The 22570-nt window shown below is 56.3% G+C and carries 20 protein-coding genes; 8 read left to right on the top strand and 12 right to left on the bottom strand.

Annotated elements, in window-relative coordinates:
• Positions 1-55: 55 nt before the first annotated feature.
• From KUV22_RS08215 to KUV22_RS08190, 6 genes are all read right to left on the bottom strand, one after another.
• Entirely contained in the window at positions 56-964 is a 909-nt protein-coding gene (locus KUV22_RS08215) for an MBL fold metallo-hydrolase (protein WP_222230043.1), read from the bottom strand.
• Positions 961-1884, bottom strand: coding sequence for a glycerophosphodiester phosphodiesterase (locus tag KUV22_RS08210; protein WP_222230042.1), 924 nt, complete (start codon positions 1882-1884; stop codon positions 961-963). Before KUV22_RS08210 ends, KUV22_RS08215 begins: the two co-directional genes overlap by 4 nt.
• Entirely contained in the window at positions 1877-3301 is a 1425-nt protein-coding gene (locus tag KUV22_RS08205; protein WP_222230040.1) for a hypothetical protein, read from the bottom strand. The genes KUV22_RS08210 and KUV22_RS08205 overlap by 8 nt, the downstream gene beginning before the upstream one ends.
• 316 nt (positions 3302-3617) lie before the next feature.
• Positions 3618-4742: an ABC transporter permease gene (locus tag KUV22_RS08200; RefSeq protein ID WP_222230039.1), complete on the bottom strand. Its 1125-nt coding sequence runs from the start codon at positions 4740-4742 to the stop codon at positions 3618-3620.
• On the bottom strand, positions 4739-5716 hold the full coding sequence (locus KUV22_RS08195) for an ABC transporter ATP-binding protein (RefSeq protein WP_222230038.1): 978 nt from the start codon (positions 5714-5716) through the stop codon (positions 4739-4741). The genes KUV22_RS08200 and KUV22_RS08195 overlap by 4 nt, the downstream gene beginning before the upstream one ends.
• Positions 5703-6866 carry an HlyD family secretion protein gene (locus KUV22_RS08190; RefSeq protein WP_261319269.1) on the bottom strand — a complete coding sequence of 388 codons (1164 nt, stop codon included), beginning with the start codon at positions 6864-6866 and terminating at the stop codon, positions 5703-5705. The genes KUV22_RS08195 and KUV22_RS08190 overlap by 14 nt, the downstream gene beginning before the upstream one ends.
• A gap of 462 nt (positions 6867-7328) precedes the next feature.
• On the opposite strand from KUV22_RS08190, the gene KUV22_RS08185 reads away from it, so the two are divergent.
• From KUV22_RS08185 to KUV22_RS08150, 8 genes are all read left to right on the top strand, one after another.
• Positions 7329-7967, top strand: coding sequence for a helix-turn-helix transcriptional regulator (locus tag KUV22_RS08185; RefSeq protein ID WP_261319268.1), 639 nt, complete (start codon positions 7329-7331; stop codon positions 7965-7967).
• A gap of 29 nt (positions 7968-7996) precedes the next feature.
• Complete coding sequence (locus KUV22_RS08180; protein ID WP_222230037.1) at positions 7997-8407, top strand: curli production assembly/transport protein CsgE; 411 nt, start codon at positions 7997-7999, stop codon at positions 8405-8407.
• Complete coding sequence (locus KUV22_RS08175; protein ID WP_222230036.1) at positions 8407-8823, top strand: curli assembly protein CsgF; 417 nt, start codon at positions 8407-8409, stop codon at positions 8821-8823. Before KUV22_RS08180 ends, KUV22_RS08175 begins: the two co-directional genes overlap by 1 nt.
• Before the next feature lie 135 nt (positions 8824-8958).
• Positions 8959-9822, top strand: a complete 864-nt coding sequence (locus tag KUV22_RS08170) for a CsgG/HfaB family protein (protein ID WP_222230443.1) — start codon at positions 8959-8961, stop codon at positions 9820-9822.
• Positions 9823-9931: 109 nt separating this feature from the next.
• Positions 9932-10429, top strand: a complete 498-nt coding sequence (locus tag KUV22_RS08165) for a hypothetical protein (protein ID WP_222230035.1) — start codon at positions 9932-9934, stop codon at positions 10427-10429.
• Positions 10422-11372 (top strand): hypothetical protein, encoded by a 951-nt coding sequence (locus KUV22_RS08160; protein ID WP_222230034.1) that lies wholly within the window; start codon positions 10422-10424, stop codon positions 11370-11372. The genes KUV22_RS08165 and KUV22_RS08160 overlap by 8 nt, the downstream gene beginning before the upstream one ends.
• A gap of 512 nt (positions 11373-11884) precedes the next feature.
• Positions 11885-12763 carry a hypothetical protein gene (locus tag KUV22_RS08155; RefSeq protein WP_222230033.1) on the top strand — a complete coding sequence of 293 codons (879 nt, stop codon included), beginning with the start codon at positions 11885-11887 and terminating at the stop codon, positions 12761-12763.
• A 124-nt stretch (positions 12764-12887) separates the two neighbouring features.
• Positions 12888-13766 carry a hypothetical protein gene (locus KUV22_RS08150; RefSeq protein WP_222230031.1) on the top strand — a complete coding sequence of 293 codons (879 nt, stop codon included), beginning with the start codon at positions 12888-12890 and terminating at the stop codon, positions 13764-13766.
• 78 nt (positions 13767-13844) lie between these two features.
• Here KUV22_RS08150 and greA read toward each other — a convergent pair whose 3' ends face one another.
• From greA to dapB, 6 genes are all read right to left on the bottom strand, one after another.
• Positions 13845-14321 (bottom strand): transcription elongation factor GreA, encoded by a 477-nt coding sequence (gene greA / locus KUV22_RS08145; protein ID WP_222230029.1) that lies wholly within the window; start codon positions 14319-14321, stop codon positions 13845-13847.
• A 147-nt stretch (positions 14322-14468) separates the two neighbouring features.
• Positions 14469-17699, bottom strand: a complete 3231-nt coding sequence (gene carB / locus KUV22_RS08140) for a carbamoyl-phosphate synthase large subunit (protein ID WP_222230027.1) — start codon at positions 17697-17699, stop codon at positions 14469-14471.
• Positions 17700-17792: 93 nt separating this feature from the next.
• Positions 17793-18929, bottom strand: a complete 1137-nt coding sequence (gene carA / locus KUV22_RS08135; RefSeq protein WP_222230442.1) for a glutamine-hydrolyzing carbamoyl-phosphate synthase small subunit — start codon at positions 18927-18929, stop codon at positions 17793-17795.
• 473 nt (positions 18930-19402) lie between these two features.
• Positions 19403-20002: a YfiR family protein gene (locus KUV22_RS08130; RefSeq protein WP_261319267.1), complete on the bottom strand. Its 600-nt coding sequence runs from the start codon at positions 20000-20002 to the stop codon at positions 19403-19405.
• Positions 20003-20144: 142 nt separating this feature from the next.
• Complete coding sequence (rimK, locus tag KUV22_RS08125) at positions 20145-21545, bottom strand: 30S ribosomal protein S6--L-glutamate ligase (protein WP_222230025.1); 1401 nt, start codon at positions 21543-21545, stop codon at positions 20145-20147.
• A gap of 28 nt (positions 21546-21573) precedes the next feature.
• Positions 21574-22395, bottom strand: a complete 822-nt coding sequence (dapB, locus tag KUV22_RS08120) for a 4-hydroxy-tetrahydrodipicolinate reductase (protein ID WP_077400919.1) — start codon at positions 22393-22395, stop codon at positions 21574-21576.
• Positions 22396-22570 lie beyond the last annotated feature (175 nt).

The raw sequence follows: 22570 nt of genomic DNA, 5'->3' as shown, positions 1-22570 counted from the left end.
GGGCCAGGAATCTACGATTCCTGGCCCTTTTTTATCACCCTTTTCTGCAGCCCGATTACTGCTGCTTAATCGAGTCGTAGACAATTCCGGTCCACACATCGGGCTTCATAAAGCCCTGGCCGTACTTTTCATCAAACTCCTTGGTGGGGTTTGCCGCAATGACTTCTTCTTTGCTCATGCCCTTGTCCACCAGCGCCTTGATGTTACCTTTCAATTTCACCAGCAAGTCATGGTAGCTCTGCAGCCCTTTCTTATCCGTGAGCGGTCCATGGCCGGGAATAATGCGCGTGTTGTCATCGGACATTTCGATCACCTTGCGCGCATTCTCGATCACGCCGTCCAACACACCGCCCGCAGAAATATCGATATAGGGGTAGCTACCATTGAAAAAGGTATCGCCCATATGGATCGCGTTGGCATTTTTGAAATGGATAATCGAATCGCCATCGGTGTGTGCCGGGCCCACATGTTGTACACGGACTTCATCGCCGTTCCAGTAGAAAGTGGTGGCGTCGGTGAAGGTAATGACCGGTAGCGCATCCGCTGGGGCCGGCGGGGTGGTGCGGTCCCACAGCTTGGTGAACTGTTCGGTACTCATGCGCTTGCGCACATTCTCATGCGCAACAATCAGCGCACCCGCCTTGCCCATATTTTCGTTACCACCGGTGTGGTCGCCATGCCAGTGGGTGTTGATCACAAAGCGCAGGGGTTTATCGGTGAGCTTCGCCACCTCCGCGAGTATTTTTTCACTCAGCGGGGCGAACTGATCGTCCACCATAAACGCACCGTCTTCCCCCACGAACAGTCCGATATTGCCGCCGAGGCCGGTCAGCATATACAGGTTTTCAGCTACAGGTTCGGATTTGATTTCCACCTTGGAAAAGTCGCGCTGCGCCTGCGCGGACATGGCCGCACTCAAGCTTAAACCGAGCGCGGCCAGTTTCACCAAAAACGCTTTCTTCATTGATTCATCTCCTCAAATTCCTGTAGTTCTTCAATTATTTTTTGTAGACGATCCGGCCTGTCGGTCATGATCCCATCCACCCCCAGTGCGATGAGACGGCGCATTTCAGGCTCGTCGTTGACGGTCCATACGTCGACACGAACGCCTCGGATCTGTGCTTGCTGCACACTACTACGATCCACCAGGGTGATACCAGAATAACGCACCGGAATATGCAGTGCCTGATAGCGGGGACTCAACAGGCGAAAGAGGCGCAGTTGACTCGTCGCGACAAAGGCTTTCACTTCGTCAGCCCCTGCGCCAGTGGCCACCTGCGGACAGTCGCGGCGAAATGCGTCTATCGCCTCCTGGTGAAAGGAGGAAACAATCACCAAATTACTTTTCTGGAAAGATTGCAGCTTTTGACACAGCAAACGCGCGGCTTCCCCCTGCGGTGTTTTCAGCTCAACAATCATCGGGTAGCGCGGGTAAGCCTTGAATACCTGATCCACCGTAAGGATGCTTTGGGGGTTCTCCCGGTAGGGATAGCTACTGCCATCCTTGGTCCAGTTATAAGCCACGTTCAACTGGCGCAGTTGCGCCAGGGTCTTATCGCGAATCGCGCCCTGTCCATCCGTGGTCCGGTCCACGGTGTCATCGTGCATCAGCACCAGTGCACCGTCTGCCGTCAGGTGTACATCCATCTCCAGCACGTCGACCTTCAGAGCGACCATCTGCTCGAGGAAAATCGCCGTATTGCCCGGGAACAGCCCCTTGCCGGAATCGTCCGCATGGGCAATCACCAGCGGTCGGCGGAACCCCTCCTGCTGGTAACTGGGAAACTGCAAACCGGTATCTGGCGCAGGGCGTGCGGCCAGAAACCGCCAGCCAAGAAACAGCAAAGCAGCCAGAACCAGTAGTAACAACAGGCGTTTAAGCATTTTCGGACAATTCACTCGCAGTCAGGTTCGCAGCCAGGCGCGCAGCGCGCTGTTCGCGCCAACGCAACAACAGGGCTTCCAGCCAGAGCGGGAAGAAAATCACAATGTCGTAAACCCGCACCAGCATGCCGCCTAAACCGGTAACCGCCGCGCCGGTCAGCCGCAGCGTCATCGACACAAGGCGCAGGGTAAACGTGGAAACCACGCCGACCACCGTGCGCAAAGACAGCACGAATCGCTCCAGAGGAATCGCCATAAACGCGAGTGCAAAGGGCAAGAAAAAACCCATCCCCATTTGCACGGCCACGGTGATCCAGTGCACCGAGCTTCCCACCACATCGCCGCCGGCTGGCGCTGCACTCTGCGCGAGATCCTGTTGTAACAAGATATCCCGCATATACGCGAGCCCCGACTCCATGGTGGCGAAAAGCACCAGCAGGATAAGCGCCGCCGACTTTATTCGATTGCGCAATTTGTCGGCGAGTGCACCGACCGCAGGGAACATACGGGTAATCCGCAGGCTCTCCATAATCAGGACCCCCAGTGAGATCTGCATAAAGATAATCACCAGCGCAGAAATATCGGCCAGCTTGAAGGCACCAAGGGAACTGGCGCTGCCGACTATTTCTACCATCGGGCGAGCAATCAGGTGAAAGTTCACCAGGACACCGCCGGCGACCATCGCCAGCACCAGTGTCGCGATGAAAAACTGAATCAGTGAGGAGGAAGACAGGATGCGCAGGGCGCGGTCGCTGCCCTGCAGAATTTCCTCATAGCGCGCCATGTGTCCGTCGATGGCTTTGGAGCGCTGCTGCACCGTGGTCACAGTTTTGTGCATATCACCGAGACTGGTGAGAATGCCGCGCCAGCCCGGCATCATGCGCTTTAGTAACAGGTGCCGTTCACGCGCAGACTCCCGATAGGCTTCCAGCGCGCGGCCTTCCGCCTTGCGCATGGAACCATGGATCGTCTCCAGCACATCGCCAACCACACCGTCGTGTTTGGAAGGAATTTCGGCAACCGCCTTGATGGCTTTGGCCCAGTTGGTGGGTTCGGGAGGGACCTCGGCGCTGCGCACATAATCTTCGTCGATGGTGGTGAGCTGCTCGCACAAACGCCGGTGCAGGGATGGATACTGGGCGAGATCTTTTTTCATCGCCGCTTCAATGCGGTCGAAGTCCCGCTCAAGCTGCCGCTCGGTTGCCTCGCGTCCCGCGGCCAGTAGAACCTCACGATTGCGCAGTTGCAGGCGTGCCTCCGCTGCCGCAACGGCATTGGCCCCAAGCCGCAGGGACTGGTGAAAAAAACGCGCCAATGCGTAGATGCCCTGGTGGGCCGGTCTGCGCGCCAGAAACAGCGCTACCAGTGCGATGACAAACCACATCCACGGCGGCAAACTTTGGAATATCTCGGCCATGGTACAACGTCCTCCCTGCTGACTGGCAGCAATGCTTGTTGGATGCACAGACCTAAGTACTGCTGTTTAAGTCCTGGTTTAAGTCCTGATGGATAACTTCGCTTTATTCAATTTGGGCCGGGGTAACACCCCATGCTATCAAGTGCCGCGAAAGGATTCTCGTGCACCACGCCACAAATGCGGCAAAAGGCGAATATGCGCGATTAATCCGCCGAGGCAGAGACGTGAAGCATCCACGAAGAAGTTTTATACGCCAAAATGTGGTGTGCCGGTATGAGGCGGGCATGAAACAGGTATCAGCCGAGCAACAGGGTCATCAATCAAGTCGTTTGCGGAAGCGGAGAATGGCGAGGGTCATCATCACCACCACAAACACCAGCAACGCGACCAGATCCGGCCACAGCTCCAGAATGTCGGCGCCCCGCAACATAATGCCGCGAATCAGGCGCAGAAAGTGGGTAAGCGGCAATATCTCCGCAAGCCACTGCGCGGCCTTGGGCATACCATCGAAAGGGAACATAAACCCGGACAGCAGGATGGATGGCAGAAAGACAAAGAACGTCATCTGCATGGCCTGAAACTGGGACTGTGCGCGCGTGGAGATCAGCAGCCCCATGGCCAGGTTCGCCAGAATGAGGAGTAACGCGGCGATGTACACATCCAACAGGCTACCGCGAATGGGCACGCTGAACAGCACTACCCCCAGCAACAGGATCAGGCTGGTTTGCACCAGCCCAATCAGCCCATAGGGCAATACCTTGCCGATCATCAATTCCGCACGGCTGATGGGCGTGGCAATCAGCAACTCCATATTGCCCCGCTCGCGCTCGCGCACGATCGCCACCGAGGTAAACATCACCATCGTCATGGTCAAAATAATGCCGATCAGGCCGGGAACGATATTGATCGCGGAAACGCGCTGCGGATTGTAGAAGGCCACAATGCTGATGGGGCCATCCGGCAAGGGGACTGTCGATTGCCGGTTCGGCAACGCGATGTCGGTCTCGGGTGGCGGCTCACCCACCGGGATCTGCGCCAACTGCTGAGCCGCACTTTGTACCACCGTATCACTGCCATCCACCAGTATCTGAACCGCCTCCTGCCCGAGCGCCAAACGGCGTTCGTAGTCATAGGGGATCACCACCCCGACGCTGATCTCCCCACGGCGCAACATGCCCATCAGCTGATCCGGGGTTTGTGCTGGCGTGACCGGTTCAATGACTTCCGTAGCAATCATGTCCATCACAAACTGACGGGATGCACTGGTTTTGGATTGATCGGCGATCGCCGCCGGCAGGTTACGCAGGTTGAGGTTAATGGCGTAACCGAATAGCGCGAGTTGCATGATGGGGATACCAACAATCATCGCCAGCGTCATGCGATCTCGTCGCATCTGACGAAACTCCTTGATCAACACCGCGTAGAGGCGCCGCCAGTTCAACGAAGAGGCTCCGCGGTATCTAACGTGGCTTTATCACCAGTCTCGCGATGGGTGGCCGATACAAAAACATCTTCCAGGCTCGCGGCAATTGGCGTGATGCGGGCACCGGGCTCCGCGCTGTTCAGAGCCTGCTGCAACTGCTGCTGCACCGCAGACACTTCCCCCTCACCATCCGTGAGAATGCGCAAGCTATTGCCAATCTGCGCGGCGCTGATTACGCCGGGTACTTTCAGCAGGCATTCCCGTGCCTGTCGCTGATTCGCGGATTCCACCAGTAATGTTCGGCCTTTCAGTGCGCCGGTCAATTCACCCGGCGTACCGTCGGCCACGAGACGACCGCGATTCAGGATCGCCAAACGATGACAGCGCTCCGCTTCATCCATGTAGTGGGTGGAAACCAGAATGGTGGTGCCGGCGTCGGTCAGTTCGAACAGCTTTTCCCAAAAGTCGCGCCGGGATTCCGGGTCCACCGCACTGGTCGGCTCATCCAGAAATAACAACTCCGGTTCGTGAATCACCGCCCCTGCCAGTGCCAGGCGCTGCTTCTGGCCGCCGCTCATGGTCCCCGCCAACTGCCCGCTGCGCCCTTCGAAATGGTACTCCTCAAGCAGATCGTCAATACGGGCGCGGGCCTTATTGGTCGGCACATTTTGTACCGCCGCGAGGAACTCCAGGTTCTCGCGCACCGTCAGATCGGAAAACAGGGAAAACTGCTGTGTCATATAGCCGATACGCTGGCGCAGTACTTCGGCCTGAGCGGGAATCTTCAGCCCGAGCACTTCGATTTCCCCCGCCGATGGCGTCAGCAGGCCACACAACATGCGAATACTGGTGGACTTGCCAGAACCGTTGGGGCCAAGAAAACCGTATATTTGCTGCCGCGGTGCCGTGAGGTCCACATGATCCACTGCCACCAGAGAGCCGAAGGTTTTAGTGAGTCCGCGTGCGCGAATGGCGACATCACTTTCCGACATCGGCAGGCTCTTGCGGTTGGATAGTGGACTTCAACGCATCGGGTATTTGCCGGCTGTCGTACTCCTCGAGGGGGCCTGGCGAATGTGTAGTGGAGGAATCCAGCCGGTCGAACCCGGGCAATACGCTGGGCTGGCGTGCGGGTGCAGCGGGGTCAAATCCCGGTTGAAATTCCACTCGCAACGGCAGCCCGGCAGGCAAGCGGTCGACCCCCTCCCCCGGCGCGAACTGCACCTCGGCGACATAACTGAGGCGGGCGGCATCGCTGCCGGTCAATGCGTAGTAAGGCGTGAACGATGGCTCATCGCGTACCACCCGCACCCGCCCCGGATACGCCACAGGTTTTAGGGCTTTGTCGGTCTTCGCTGAAGCCGTACTCTCATCCAGCACGATGCGCGCCTGGCGACCGACGGCGACATCGCGACGCAGTGACTGCGGAACGTAAACCCTGGCATAAGGTGTATCGCCAACCAACATCACTACCAGTGAGCCGCCAATTGGAGCCTCATCCCCCAGCTTGAAGGGAATACTATCCACAAGACCGGCACGGGGTGCGCGGACGTTGAGCTTCTCCAGTAATACGCGCTGGGCTCGCGCCTGTGACCGCGCTTCGGCGAGGGCGGCCTCTCCCTGTTCTATGTCTTCCACCCGATTACCGCGCTCCAGTTCCAGTAGCTGCTCTTGTGTGGAGCGCACCTGTGCCCGCGCATTTTGCGTTGCCGCCAGTGCGCCATCGATATCCGCCTGGGAGACGTAATTGTTTTTGCCCAGCGCCACCAGGCGCCGGTAATCCGCTTCCCGGTCTACCAGGTCCGCCCGCGCGGCGAAGAGATCGGCTCTGGCGCGTTCAATTTCTTCTACCCGGGGGCCGACACGCAGCTCCACGAGCGCGGCTTGCTGGCGCGCCACACTCGCTTCCAATGCGCGCAATTGCGCCAGGGTCGTCGAAGGATCGAGCACCAGCAGTAGCTGCCCCGCCTCCACTCGCTGCCCCTCGCGCACATGAACCTGGACGATTTTTTCTGCCAGTGGTGCGGGCAGCGCGATACGATCCCACTCCAGTGTCCCCAGCACGACATCCTTCGGCTTTTCACACGCACACAGAATCAGGCCCAGAGCGCACAGACGACAGATTAACGCCGTGAATTTCATGTGAGCATCAAACCGATGGCGCACTAAACATATTCAGTGCCCAGCAGGCGACCTGAAACCGGAGCCAAAACCATCCCGTGACACAGAGATCATCGCCAGCCACATAAAAAACTCCACATTTTTAAAAAAATAAATTTCACCAAAACCGCCCCCACAAAAAATATTCCCTAAAAACTATAGGTACTTGGGAATACTCGGGTTGACACATCGATGAAGTGCACAGCGAAGATAAATAATCCAGCTTCTGTCATCGGATTGCGCCGACTTTCCGGGAAATCCGTCTACACTCCATACAAATTTCTCAGGGATTGAGATTTTCCACCTAAGTGGATTGGCATATTTTCCTCCCGGCACGAAGAAGTGGGCTCGCACCACAACGCGCAGTAAATTAAGACGCATCGGCGAGGAATTTAGGAAGACGCATTTTTTGCCTGATTTAACGCCCCAGGCATCCCTTCCCACATGCTCATATTCCTGAGACTCCTTGAGTTAATTATGGGGTCATCTATGCCGATTCTCTTTTTGAGCGATGCCGGCCTTCATGGGGACTTGCTGTTCTCTCTCATTTCAGAGTCACTGCCATTTAACTGGGAAAAATCGGAATTTGGAAAGCAGAAGCACTGCCTGCAAAACTACGATGTAATCGTCGTAAATTGTTTTGGCCTTGCCTCCCAACCCATCCCCGGGACAGAGTTTCACTATTTAAAGGGTTTGGAACACTCGCGCGTCCTACTTATCAACCTTCCCGATGATTTGCCTGCCCACGTCACCACACCGCTGGAAGAGCGCAAGTTTGTTTTCCTCTGTGATCACCGTACCGGACAACAGGAACTGGTGAGCAAACTGGCCGCCAGCATCCAGAGTTCCCAACTTCAAAATGACTCCGACTCACGATCGAGGCTGCTGTTAACCAAACGGGAGCAAGAGATCCTGGCTCAACTCACTACCGGAGAGCCCAACAGTATCATTGCCTCGCGCCTGCACTTGAGTGAGCACACGGTAAAAAACCATATGTACAACATCTTTCGCAAGATTGGTGTGAAGAACCGGCTACAGGCAAGCAACTGGGCAAAATTGCACCTGCAAGTTGAACGAATATGAGAACCACTGTCGCGCTTTGCATTTTGCTAATGACGCCGCTGCCTGCCATTTCTCAGGAGGATAACGGCACCCTGGAAGACCAGGTTGTGGCAGAAGATAGCGCGGCCATCGAAGACGAGATCAGCGGATTCAATATCGACCAGACAATTACCCGCACAGGGCATGATTTCGCAAGGTTTATGAGTGAGTACCGCAACCTGAATTATCCAGACAGCGACTACAACCTCACGATTCAGGAGCGCCCTTCCGCGCGCTGGGGCAACCTGATTTGGATCACCTACAACAACAAAACCGTATTTCGGCGCTTTATCAGCCCCAGTACAAACAATATCCGCCAGCTGGCAGAAGAAGCGTCGCAGATGATTCACGAAATGGTATTACAGGAAAAGGTACGGGCGGCCTTTACCGATCACTTTGATTTAGGCAAGGACGAACTCTGATGAAAATCAAAATAATGCGTCAACTGACATTCATCGCGGGCATCGCAGTGGGCGGCAGCGCACTTGCTACCGAATTGATCTATGAACCGACTAACCCGAACTTCGGTGGCAACCCACTGAACGGCACCTTTCTGCTACAGAATGCCCAATCCCAGGATGATCACGACGATCCGGATAGCCCGGCAGACCTGTACCAGCAACCCAGCGCACTGGACCGCTTTACCGACTCACTGGAAACGCGCCTGCTCAATCAATTGCTTACCGATGTCGGCGATGGCAATAGCGGAGAGTTGATCACCGACGACTTCATCGTTCAGATTGTGGATAACGATGGTGTGTTGACGGTACTGATTACCGACCGATCCACCGGTGACAAAAGTGAAATTGTAGTGAGCGGGTTAAACCCGACAAATTGATACCCCGTTTAACGAACGAATAAACCAACCTACTGACGTCAATCACAAATAGGAAAAAGCTATCAGCGCCAACTAGATGCATCCTGGACTGATCCGCAATCCGAATAATCGCGAATAATATTGGAGACAAGCGTGATGTTTACTAGAGGTTTCAGACTCGTCGCCGCCCTTTCGTTTGTGCTCGCCTTGAGTGGCTGTGTTCTGGTGAAGCAAACGGGCGAGGCCCTGTTTGGACCTGGCATTCAGGATGCGAAGCTGACACCGCGTAAGAACACCTTCCGTGACCTGCTTGGCTTACCTCAACCGCGGGGGAAAATTCTCGCGGCGGTATACAATTTCCGTGACCAAACCGGTCAGTACAAACCCGCCCCCTCCAGTAGCTTCTCTACCGCGGTTACCCAGGGCGCTGCATCGATGCTGATGAATGTGCTGAACGAATCCGGATGGTTCATTCCGCTAGAGCGCGAGGGCCTTCAGAACCTGCTGACAGAGCGCAAGATTGTACGTGCGGCACTGGCCAAACCGAACGCGCCGGAAAACAATCTGGTGCTGCCCTCTCTGGTAGCCGCCAATATTCTGCTCGAAGGCGGCATCGTCGCTTATGACACCAATATCCGTACCGGTGGTGCCGGTATCCGCTATTTCGGTATCGGCGCCGACGAGCAGTACCGGGTAGACCAGGTGACTGTAAACCTGCGCGCCGTCGACATTCGTTCCGGCCGCGTCCTTCACTCGGTGCTGACTTCGAAGACGGTGTACTCAAAGGCCATTAGTGCGGATGTATTCCGTTACGTGAAGTTCAAGCGTCTGCTGGAGATAGAAGTGGGCACCACTACCAACGAACCGGCCCAGCTTGCCATGTTATCGGCGATGGAGTCGGCGGTGATCCACCTGATCAGCCAGGGCATCGTGGCTAACTCCTGGGCCCTGGATAATCCCGAAGATATTAATAACCCGGTACTGCAGTACTACCTGAACGAAGGCACGGCGATCTTGTAGATCGCGTTTTACCTGATGTTCGGTCGCTAGAAAAATCAAAGAGAAAATATCCATGGACTTCTGGCACGCCAAGTTTGCTAGCCCTTACTCGAGGTATGTTTCAATTTTCATGCTGGCATTTCCCGGTTCACTGGTGGCGCAGGAAATTGAAGGTACCGCTTCCGAGCTTTCGACGCTCAGTGAACTCGATGTGTCATTCGGTTTTTCTGCCGCCAATATGGCCAATATCTATCAGGAAGGAAATTTCAATCAGGTTTCCGCGAAGCAGACAGGCACGGTGAACTTCCTCTCTGTGCAACAGGTGGGCTTCAACAATTTAGTGGTCGCCAATCAAGTCGGTGACGGCAACAGCAGCATCACCAGCCAAGCTGGCGAGGGTAATATCGCTGCACTACTACAGGCGGGCTATGAAAATTTGATTCTGCTGGAACAAGTGGGTTATGCACATACTGCCGGTATCACACAGTACGGTGTGCGTAACTCGGCCACCGTGGAGCAGGTGGGGCTATATCACAACGTCACCATCAACCAGCGCGGAAACGGCCTGAGCACTGCGGTCACCCAGACCGGTGTTTCCATGAACACGACGATTAATCAATATGACTAGTCACGCCCTCTCGCGTATCTATAACAGTTCAATAGCAAGCGCGATCACCCCCGCGGTTACAATTGCCCTGGTGGCCGTGGCCATGTTGTCTGCTTATCCGCCCCAGGTGCACGCTGAACAAAATACCGTGTATCAGTACCAGGAGGGACTGGATAACTTTGCACTTATCCAGCAGCAGTTTTTTAATACTGTGGATAACCAGCTGGAGCAGGATCAGCAAGGCTCGCAGAACACGGCCGAAGCGACACAGAAACAGGAGAGTGGCAGCCTCATTCAGCAGCAACAGGACGGCATTTTTAATGAATCCTATGCACAGCAACAATACGGCACTGGAAATACAGTGCACAGTCTGCAAGTTGGCACAGAGAATCGCGTAACCAGCCTGCAATCCGTTTCCTACAACAGCCGCGCACAGGTACAGCAAGGCGGCTTCGGTAACGAGGCCGACGCGCAACAACTTGATGGGAATTTCAATGATTTGCGCATCCGACAAGTCGGCATACAGAATCGCGCGGAGATTCAACAAACCGGTGCGTTTTATGCGAGAAGCTTTATCGAACAGCGGGGCAATGACAACACGACCACGGTCACGCAAACCGGCGTAGCGCAGCTGTCAATCTCAGTGCAGGAGGGAGCGTTTAACAAGAGCGTAGTTCAACAGTCTGGTGCGCTGCATGCGTCCGATGTATTTCAAGATGGGCTGGCCAATCAGGCATCCCTATTACAGGCAGGTGACGACAACCAAATCAGCGCCCGCCAGAGCGGTAATTTCAACCAGCTAATGATTGAACAGCGTGGCGCCATTGGCCTTGGGGGGAATCACCAGACGGTCATAAGCCAGTCGGGTACGCTTAATGCAACCGCCGTTACCCAAACCGGTAGTTCTTCCAGTGCCACAGTGACCCAGTACGGTGTGGGTAATTCGGTGTCGCTCAGCAACTAACCCGCAACGAATCAGCAACGAAGTGCGCACGCGGCGCTGAGTTTTCCTTGGTCACCCGAATCGCCCTTCTGGCACATAATCCCTTCATTAAAATACTTTTCGCGCCATAACTACGCTATTCAGTTATGAGTGCGTATTTTCCAGAATTATTACTGATTAAAAATTGTACTTTTTTCCTAGTTTTTCATGACTTCCCTCCTATAGCGCCCCCCCTTTCGAGCATCAACACTCAAGTACGTAACGATTACTTTTTGATCAAAACGATCAAGCAAAGATCGACCGACTGTAGCCAACGCTATGGGCCGCGCCAGTTCTCCTCAAGCGAATGGAATGAGCTGTATACGCGGGCACCGAACTTCAAGAACTTGGGCAGCGACGCCTCATGAATACGTGGAACAAGTTTCAACGTGAGGCTTCGTGCCGAGGTACATGGCGCCGGCATACCGTCGCGCCATCGTTAATCAGCTTCCAAGGGCTGATTGTATTTAACGTCCGAAGTAAAGGAGCAACTCATGAAGACGTTTACCCCGATTGCCGCTGCAATCTTGCTCGCTGTCAGCGGTTCTGCTTTTGCAGGGAACAATACCGCTACAACGCTGCAGACCGGTGTTGGCAACAACGCCAATGTGAACCAGACGGGTCTTCTCACCAACAACAACACTGTGATGCAGGTGCAAACCGGCTTCTTCAATAGTGCCGATGCCTCTCAGTCCGCCGAGAATGGCAGCAGCATCATGCAAGTCCAGCTGGGTGCGCTGAACTACGCGTCCTCCACCCAAACCCTCGGCCTCAGCAACACTGCATCGGTTCTGCAGGTGGGTATCGCTAACACCGCGAAAACCAAGCAAACCGCATCCGGTTTATCTTCAGCCTCAATCGTGCAAACTGGCTTCCTGAACTGGGCCAAAGTAGCGCAAACAGTAAGCCTGCTGAGCTCGGCCTCCATCAGCCAGAACGGCATTGGCAACAGCGCCAAAGCCGTACAGTTCCTTAGCCTGGCTAACACCTCGGTAATTAGTCAGAACGGTGCGTTAAACAACGCAGACTCCTGGCAATCGGGCATTATGCAAACGTCCAGCATTACGCAATTAGGCCTCGGTAACGATGCGGACACCCGCCAGATTGGCCTGTTTAATGACGCAAACATTCTGCAGGACGGCCTCGGCAACCAAGCTGACGTGTCTCAGCTGGGCGCTGCAAACTCAGGTAGCAGCTCACAGTTTGGTTTCTTCAACGACAGCTACATCGGCCAGGTTGGTGTAGGCCATATGGCAACCACCACTCAGGTTGGCGCGTTCAACAACGCACTGGTAGGCCAGTTCGGACTTGTTGGCGATACCGCGATGGCGACCCAGATGGGTGTCGGTAACAACGCGGTGATTTTCCAGTAATTCTGCGGATCAGTGTTTAACGGCGAGCGGCTAAACCAGCCGCTCGTTCGTTATTTATCGACACAGAAAATCACTCACGCTATTTCAAAAAATTCCTTTCGATGTGGGAAGTGAGGGAGTTCAGATGAAGCATCTAGCGCATATCAGCACCGTCGCGATGCTCGCAGTAAGCGGCGCTGCGCTGGCCGATTCCAATACGGCATGGCTGACTCAGACAGGTGTCGGCAATACTGCAAGCGTGGATCAGACCGATGCGGCCGCAATGGGCAATACCATTCACCAGACACAAACCGGCTTTTTCAATCAGGCTCATGCGATGCAGGTTGGTGAAACCGGCAGCGTCATTTATCAGACCCAAGAAGGGTCACTGAATGATGCTTACGCACTGCAGTCATATGGCGCAAACAACTTTAGCGATATTCAGCAGCAGGGCTTTGCCAATACGGCAAACACCCTGCAAGTGGGATCCTTCAACAGTAGCGCCGTGATCTCGCAACAGGGCACCGGTAATAACGCGCGTATTGATCAGGCGGCCGGTACGGATAACACCGCGATCATCCAGCAGAATGGTCTGGTGCACAATGCGTACATCGGTCAGTTCTTTAGTGCCGACTCCACGGCCTATGTATATCAGGAGGGTATCGGGAACGATGCCGCAATTCTCCAGGGCGGCATTGGCCACACGGCAATGGTCAACCAGGCTGGTGCAGCCAACAATGCAACCATTACCCAGGTAGGTTTCTACAACGATGCCGTAGTGACCCAGAACGGCTTTGGAAATGATGCCTACATTACCCAGTTTGGCCTGTATAGCAGCGCATCCATCACCCAGGATGGCGCCCTGAACCACGCCAGTATCCTGCAGCAGGGGCTCGGTGGGCACAACGCGATGATTAGCCAGAGCGGTAGCCTGAACAACGCCATGGTGATCCAGAGCGGGCTGTCCGAGACTGCCATTGTCACTCAGGTTGGCGTAGGCAATCAGGCGGTGATTTTGCAGTAGTACTCGCTAGCGCTTTCTGCAGAGCAAAAACAAACAAGGCGGCCGATGGCCGCCTTGTTTTATCCACAACTGGAAAAATCAGATGTGTTCGACGGAGTCGATCTCGTACTCCACCGCGCCAGAAGGCGTGTTCACCACAGCGATATCGCCCTCTTCCTTGCCGATCAGCGCGCGCGCAATCGGTGAGTTCACAGAAATTTTCTTCTGCTTCACATCCGCCTCATCGTCACCCACGATTTTGTAGGTTACTTCGCTGTCATCTTCCATATGGATGATGGTCACGGTGGTGCCAAAGATCACTTTGCCAGACGGCTCGATGGCTTTGACATCGATGACCTGTGCCAGGGACAACTTGGCTTCAATTTCCTGAATGCGACCTTCGATGAAACCCTGCTTCTCACGGGCAGCGTGGTATTCGGCGTTTTCTTTCAGGTCGCCGTGCTCGCGCGCTTCGGCGATCGCCTGCACAACGGCGGGGCGCTGCACCTTCTTCAGGTCTTCCAGTTCGATGCGCAGTGCTTCGGCGCCTTCAACGGTCATAGGTACGCGGTTCATGGGGAACCTCCAGAATCTCAATATTTCGCGGCGCTTGGGGAGCAACCGCGATGGTTTTTATACGGTATTTCTTGAACGAAAAAGCTCCGCCAAATGGCAGAGCTTTTTACTTGCGCCACTCATTAAAGCGCGCTATTGGCTCGTCGATCAGCCCTGCAGGCGCACTACACGCTGGTGCAGCTCCTGCAAGCTGCGTACCTTGTGTGGTTCGGCAATTTGCAGAGCCATGGCCATGGCGCGTGCCGCAGCCAAGGTAGTGGTGTAACAAACCTGGTGGTTTTCCGCACTGCGACGGATGTCGGCGGAGTCCCGGATGGCCTGACGACCTTCGGTCGTATTCACTACCAGCGCAATCTCGTCATTTTTGATCATATCGACGATATGCGGGCGTCCTTCGCTCATCTTGTTCACAGTTTTAACGGGAATATCCGCTTCTTGCAAGACCTTCGCGGTACCGCGAGTAGCAACCAGTTCGAAGCTGAGGCTGGCCAGCTCGCGCGCCACCTCGACAACACCCTGCTTATCCACATCGCGTACGGAGATGAATACCTTGCCGGACTCCGGCAGTGCGTCGCCGGCACCGATAAGGCCCTTGTCGAAGGCTTCGGCAAAGCTCTCGCCGACACCCATCACCTCACCGGTAGATTTCATTTCCGGGCCGAGGATCGGGTCCACTTTCGGGAACTTGTTGAACGGGAATACTGACTCTTTCACGGAGTAGTAGTCCGGCACGATTTCCTGGGTGAAGCCCTGGTCTGCCAAGCTGATACCCGCCTGACAGCGTGCGGCGATCTTGGCCAGGGAGGTGCCGATGCACTTGGAGACAAACGGCACGGTACGGGATGCGCGCGGATTCACCTCGATCACGTAGATCTCTCCATCCTGATAGGCCAGCTGGGTGTTCATCAGGCCAACCACGCCCAGTTCGCGGGCCATGGCTTTCACCTGCTCGCGCATCTTGTCCTGTACGTCGGCCGGCAGGCTGTACGGCGGCAGGGAGCAAGCGGAGTCACCGGAGTGCACACCACACTGCTCGATGTGCTGCATGATCGCGCCGATGACCACGTCCTGGCCGTCGGAAACCGCATCGATGTCCACCTCAATGGCGGAGTGCAGGAAGTGGTCCAGCAGTACCGGCGCATCGTCGGATACTTCTACCGCTTCCTTCATGTAGGTCTTGAGTTCGTCTTCCTTGTAGACGATCTCCATCGCACGGCCGCCCAGTACGTAGGAAGGGCGCACTACCAGCGGGTAGCCCACTTCTTTCGCCTTCTGGATGGCTTCATACTCGGAGCGCACAATGGCGTTCTGCGGCTGCTTGAGGCCCAGACGCATGATCATCTGCTGGAAGCGCTCGCGGTCTTCCGCGCGGTCGATCTGCTCCGGAGTGGTACCGATAATCGGCACACCTTCGGCAGCCAGGTAGCGCGCCAGGTTCAGCGGGGTCTGGCCACCAAACTGAACGATCACGCCCACCGGCTTTTCTTTGCGCACGATTTCCAGCACGTCTTCCAGGGTTACCGGCTCAAAGTAGAGACGGTCGGAAGTGTCGTAGTCGGTGGATACGGTCTCCGGGTTACAGTTGACCATAATGGTCTCGTAACCGTCTTCGCGCATTGCCAGCGCTGCGTGTACACAGCAGTAGTCGAACTCGATGCCCTGGCCGATACGGTTTGGACCGCCGCCGAGCACCATGATTTTCTTCTTGTCCGAAGGTGCCGCTTCGCACTCTTCGTCGTAGGTGGAATACATGTACGCGGTGCTGGTGGCGAATTCCGCCGCACAGGTATCCACACGCTTGTACGCAGGGAACACGCCCATCTTGTGGCGGAACTCGCGCACGGTCTTCTGGCTCACACCTAGCAGGTCTGCCAGACGACGGTCGGAGAAGCCTTTGCGCTTCAGGAAGCGCATGCTTTCCGCGGTGAGCGCGGAAGTCGGCATGGACTTCAGCGGCTCTTCGATATCCATCAGTTCCTTGATCTGCACCAGGAACCAGGGGTCGATACCGGAGAGTTCGTACACCTCTTCGATGGTCATGCCCACACGGAAGGCATCACCCACATACCAGATGCGCTCGGCGCCCGGTACGGACAGTTCGCGGCGCAGGCGTTCCATGGAGCCAACTTCTGCCGGGTCGATCTTCGGCTCAAAACCGAAGGAACCCACTTCCAGGCCGCGCAGGGCTTTCTGCATGGACTCTTGGAAGTTACGGCCAATCGCCATCACTTCACCCACAGATTTCATCTGGGTGGTCAGGCGCGCATCTGCTTCACCGAATTTCTCGAAGGTGAAGCGCGGAATCTTGGTCACAACGTAGTCGATGGACGGCTCGAAGGACGCCGGGGTAGCACCACCGGTAATGTCGTTCTGCAGCTCGTCGAGGGTGTAACCCACCGCCAGCTTGGCCGCGACCTTGGCGATCGGGAAGCCGGTGGCCTTGGAAGCCAGTGCAGAGGAGCGAGATACCCGCGGGTTCATCTCGATCACCACCATACGGCCGGTTTTCGGGTCCATACCGAACTGTACGTTGGAGCCGCCGGTCTCCACGCCGATCTCACGCAATACCGCGATGGATGCGTTACGCATCAGCTGGTATTCCTTGTCGGTCAGGGTTTGCGCCGGCGCTACAGTGATGGAGTCACCGGTGTGTACGCCCATCGCGTCAAAGTTTTCGATGGCACACACGATGATGCAGTTGTCGTTTTTGTCACGCACAACCTCCATCTCGTACTCTTTCCAGCCGAGCAGAGATTCGTCGATCAGCAGCTCGCTGGTGGGAGACAGGTCGAGACCACGCTTACAGATCTCTTCGAACTCCGGCCAGTTGTAGGCCACACCACCGCCGGAACCACCCATGGTGAAGGACGGACGAATGATCACCGGGAAGCCAAACTCTTCCGGTACCTTCTTGGCCTCGTCCATGCTGTGAACGATCTTGGCGCGCGGGGTTTCCAGGCCGATGGCCTTCATCGCCTTGTCGAACAGGTTGCGGTCTTCCGCTTTTTCGATGGCATTTTTGTCGGCGCCGATCAGCTCACAGCCAAATTCTTTCAGCACGCCGTTCTCGTCCAGCGCCAGTGCACAGTTCAGTGCGGTCTGGCCGCCCATGGTGGGCAGGATCGCGTCCGGGCGCTCTTTCTCAATGATCTTGGCTACGGTCTTCCACTCGACCGGCTCGATGTAGGTCGCATCCGCCATGGCCGGGTCGGTCATGATGGTGGCCGGGTTGGAGTTCACCAGGATCACCCGGTAACCCTCTTCGCGCAGGGCCTTACAGGCCTGGGCGCCGGAGTAGTCAAATTCACAGGCCTGACCGATAACAATCGGGCCCGCGCCGATGATCAGAATGCTTTTAATGTCTGTGCGTTTTGGCATCTTTCTTCCGAATCTAGCCGGCCGCAGCCGGTGGATAAAATTCTGGTCTTGCATCGCAGGGGCCCGTTTAAGCCCCTGCCGTGAGAGCGGCGCTTAGCGGCGCGCTTCCATCATCTCAATAAACTGATCGAACAGCGGCGCCACATCGTGTGGGCCGGGGCTCGCTTCCGGGTGGCCCTGGAAGCTGAACGCCGGCTTGTCGGTCAGGCGAATACCCTGCAGGGTGCCGTCGAACAGGGACTTGTGGGTGATTTCCACGTTGTCCGGCAGGGAGTCCATGTCCACCGCAAAACCGTGGTTCTGCGCGGTGATCATCACCTTGGTGGAGTTCAGGTCCTGCACCGGGTGGTTACCACCGTGGTGGCCGAATTTCATTTTTGCGGTCTTGGCGCCAACCGCCAGGCCCAGCAGCTGGTGACCCAGGCAGATGCCGTAAGTCGGCAGGCTGGTGTCGAGGATTTCCTGGATCGCCTTGATCGCGTAATCACACGGCTCGGGGTCGCCAGGGCCGTTGGACAGGAAGACACCGTCCGGATTCATCGCCAGCACTTCGGAGGCAGGAGTTTCTGCCGGCACCACGGTGATGCTGCAGCCGCGATCCACCAGCATGCGCAGGATGTTGCGCTTCACGCCGAAGTCATACGCCACAACCTTGTAGGGCTGCGCCGCCGGTGCCGGCTTGTGACCCTGGCCCAGCTCCCAGGTGCCTTCGTTGAAGTCGTACTGTTCTTTGGTGGAAACCACCTTGGCCAGGTCCATGCCTTTCAGGCCGGCAAACTCCTGGGCCTTTTTAAGGGCTTCCGCCTCATCAATGCCCTCGCCCGCAATGATGCAGCCGCTCTGCGCACCCTTGTCGCGCAGGATACGGGTCAGGCGACGGGTATCGATATCAGCGATGCCGACGATATTGCGCGCCTTCAGGTAATCTTCCAGAGACTGTTCGTTACGGAAGCTGGAAGCCAGCAGCGGCAGGTCGCGGATTACCAGACCGGCAGACCAGATCTCGGCACACTCTTCGTCTTCAGAGTTGGTACCGGTATTGCCGATGTGCGGATAAGTCAGGGTAACGATCTGGCGGGCGTAGGATGGATCGGTCAGGATTTCCTGATAACCGGTCATGGAGGTATTGAAGACTACCTCACCAACAGTTGAGCCTTCCGCGCCAATAGCGCGACCGCGGAAGACACTGCCATCGGCGAGCACCAGCAGTGCCGGGGTGGTGCTGGGCATCAAGGATTCCGGCGTGGGAACAGCGTTGTTCAATTCAATCTCCAGTCGTCAGAACAGCTTGCGGGCGGGGTGAGAGGGCGCACATTTACGTGCCACAACAGGCGAAGTTTCAGCTGCAACTTTTTACCCTGTGCCCTTTATAAAAAAGCGAGATGAAACTTCTGCTTCATCTCGCTTATTTATAGAGTTCTTTTCGGGCGCTCACTGAGGCTTTCACCTTGGCTCTCACGGTTTGGCCGGCAACCAGTTCGGTGGTTTGGTGGGCGGGAAATAACCGCCAACACCGGCGCAATTTTTGGCAGGAAAGCCACGGGCTCAGCGGCCATTATGGCGCGAGCAACTACTGTGGGGCCTCTCCAAGCCGGGCGCAGATTCTACGGGAAAATGCCCTAGCCGGCTAGTACAATTTTACGCCAGATATGAAAAACCGCACGGGACTGTGCACTCACGGCCAATCGGGAGCCCAAAGCAGATTAGTTGACCTCTCGGGTCAGGCGAAACAGGCTGTTACCCATCTTCAGTTCGGCGCGGTCGAGGCGCGTCTTATTCAACTGCAGCGACATGTTGGCGCCACTGCCGGCAAACTCCACCATGCCCCCCAGCTGGTTGAAGCGACTGACATCGCTCACCGTCAGCACCGGGAAGAATTCCAGCGCCCCCACGGCCTTGGCCACCGGCTCGAGCCCCAGCTCACTGCCCATCACCATAATCTGGCAACGCCGTGCGCGCATGGTCTCACCGTCGTTAACGGTCTCCAGCGCAACCATACGCCCCTGGATACGGTGGCGATGAAAACGTGCAGTCAGCGCAGGTACCAGCGCCTCATCGCCCATCACACAGATGCGGAAAGGCGCGTTGGAGCCGTTAAAGACCTCGATAGGCCATTGGAAGTGGTGGGCGAAGTGGACGATATAGTCGACCATCACCTTGCGCCCGAGATCGGTGTCGGAGAGTTGTTCGGCAGCGGAGGGCGTCGTCGTACTCACCCCCAGAATCAGCAACAAACCCACAAAACCACGCCAACATCCAATGGACCTGGACGGGCGCGTGCAATGGAAGGCTGACTTCAACATGGCTGGGGGTCACCAAAATAAAGATTTCCCCACACTGTGGATGTACAACGCGGGCTCACCCAAAGGGTAGTATCCGCAGCCAGCGCTCACCATCGTTGCAGCGCGAGGTGAGCGCCAAAAGTACTTAGCGGTAAATACCGGATCAGGCGTTATCGGACGCCCCGACAATGGCCGGCTTCCATTTCAGCGCCTTTTCAATCGACAGAATCATCGACCCCGCGACATCCTTGCGGGTGGCACTTTCAATGCCTTCAAGGCCCGGCGAAGAGTTTACCTCCAGCAGCAGCGGCCCCTTCTTGGAGCGGATGATATCCACGCCGGCCACCTTCAAGCCCAATACCTTGGCCGCTTTGATCGCCAGCCTGCGCTCCTCAGGCAGCACCTTGACCACGGACGCGGTGCCACCCTGGTGGATATTGGCACGAAACTCCCCGGGAGCGGCCTCGCGCTGAATCGCCGCAATCACCTTGCCGTCGACCACAAACAAGCGCAGGTCCTTGCCCTCGGCCTCGCGGATAAATTCCTGCACCAGCAGGTTCGCCTTGAGCGACTTGAACGCATTGATCACCGACTCCGCCGCCTTGCGCGTCTCCGCCAGCACCACGCCACGCCCCTGACTGCCCTCCAGCAATTTCACGATCAACGGCGCGCCGCCCACCATATTGATCAACTCATTGGTATCGATGGGCGAATTGGCAAAACCCGAGATTGGAATATTCAGCCCACCCTCTTGTAGCAACTGCAACGAATAGAGCTTGTCGCGGGACTGACTGATCGACTGGGCACCATTGAGCGCAAATACCCCCATGCTTTCAAAGTGGCGGGTAAGCGCACACCCGTAAAAGGTCTGGCTGGGGCGAATACGTGGAATAATGGCGTCCAGGTTATTCAGGATGCGACCATCCCGGTAATGCACTTCAGGCTCGGCAGCATCCAACTTCATGTAGCACTGGCGGATGTTCAGAAACGTCATACGGTGACCACGTTCCGTACCAGCCTCCATGATGCGCTGATTGCTGTAGAGGTCCGGGTTGGATGCAAGCACACCTATACGCAGGCCGGTACCCGCCATATGGTGCTCGTCGTGGTAGTACTCTTCCAACTGGCTGCCCGGAATTTCACCCAAACAAAAGCTCGCTGCAGGGTCCACCAGCATACGCCCCATCATCGCCTCGCGGCCGAGCAACATGCGATAGCCCATGGAATCACGGTTAGTCAGCGTGAGTTCCACATCCCAAGTACTGCCACCGATACTGATAGGCGTTTTAATCACCAACCTTTTCTCGCTGTCGCCAGAAGAGCTGCGCACCGTGCGTTTATCCAGTACCCGCGCCTCGCAACGAACGCTCGGACGTCGTTGACCTTGCAATGGATGCGCCTCAAAGCTCACCCACGGTTCGCCGCCGCGATTGAATGGCTGAATGTTGTACGCGTGCAAACTCGAGGTTTTGGCGCCTGAATCTACGCGAGCTTTGATAGCGGGAATACCCAGCCCCGGGAAACCACACCACTCTTCACTGCCGACAATGATTTTCTGATCCAAGTAAAAGGCCTCTTACTATTCGCCCAAGTTATTTGAGCGCCAATACATCACGCATATCGTATTGCCCGGCGTCGCGTCCGATTAACCAGATCGCCGCGCGGACCGCACCACGAGCAAATGCCAGACGGCTGCTTGCCTTGTGGGTAATCTCAATTCGTTCACCATCGGCGAGGAAAGACACCGTGTGCTCGCCCACCACATCGCCGCCGCGCACCGTAGCAAAGCCAATGGTTTCGCGCTCGCGCGCGCCGGTCTGCCCTTCGCGGCCGTACACCGCCACCTTGGACAGATCGCGCCCGAGGGTATCGGCAATCACCTCGCCCATACTGAGCGCGGTACCCGAGGGTGCATCCACCTTGTGGCGATGGTGCGCCTCGACGATTTCGATATCTACGTCGTCGCCCAGTACCCGCGCAGCGGTTTCCAGTAAGTTAAAGCACAGATTCACACCGGTGGAAAAATTGGTGGCGAAGCACAGTGGCGTCTTATCTCCGGCACTCAGCATCTGCGCGCGTTCTTCCGCGGTAAACCCAGTGGTACCGATCACGATCGCCTTGCCGTGTTCGGCACAGTAGGCAGCGTTATCCAGCGTCGCTTGCGGAGAGGTGAAATCGATCAGTACATCAAACTCGGCCTTCTCCAGGCTGTCGACGATTGCCAGACCATTGCGCCCGAGCCCTGCGACCTCGCCCGCGTCCGCGCCCACCAGACTGGAACCCGGGCGCACGATGGCGCCGCTCAACTTGGCCTTGCCTTCCTGTTCGGCAAATGACACCGCCTCCGCCAGTACCCGGCCCATCCGGCCGCCAAATCCTGTAATCGCAATATTTACTGTGGTACCTGCTGACATGATCCCTGTAACTCTCCTGTTTTTACGGCGGGGCGAAAACCGCGGATTCTACTCCGGTTTAGCCTCCGGGCAATACTGAATAATCTGTGCCGCCACCATTAACAGCAACTTTGACCTACTGACTCCCAAGTACGCCTTGCGGCATGGCATTCCTCTACTAGGCTTTTAGTAACCT

The organism is Microbulbifer agarilyticus (genome assembly GCF_019800665.1).
Classification (GTDB): Bacteria; Pseudomonadota; Gammaproteobacteria; order Pseudomonadales; family Cellvibrionaceae; genus Microbulbifer; species Microbulbifer agarilyticus_C.
This window is presented reverse-complemented; position numbering and strand designations above follow the sequence as displayed.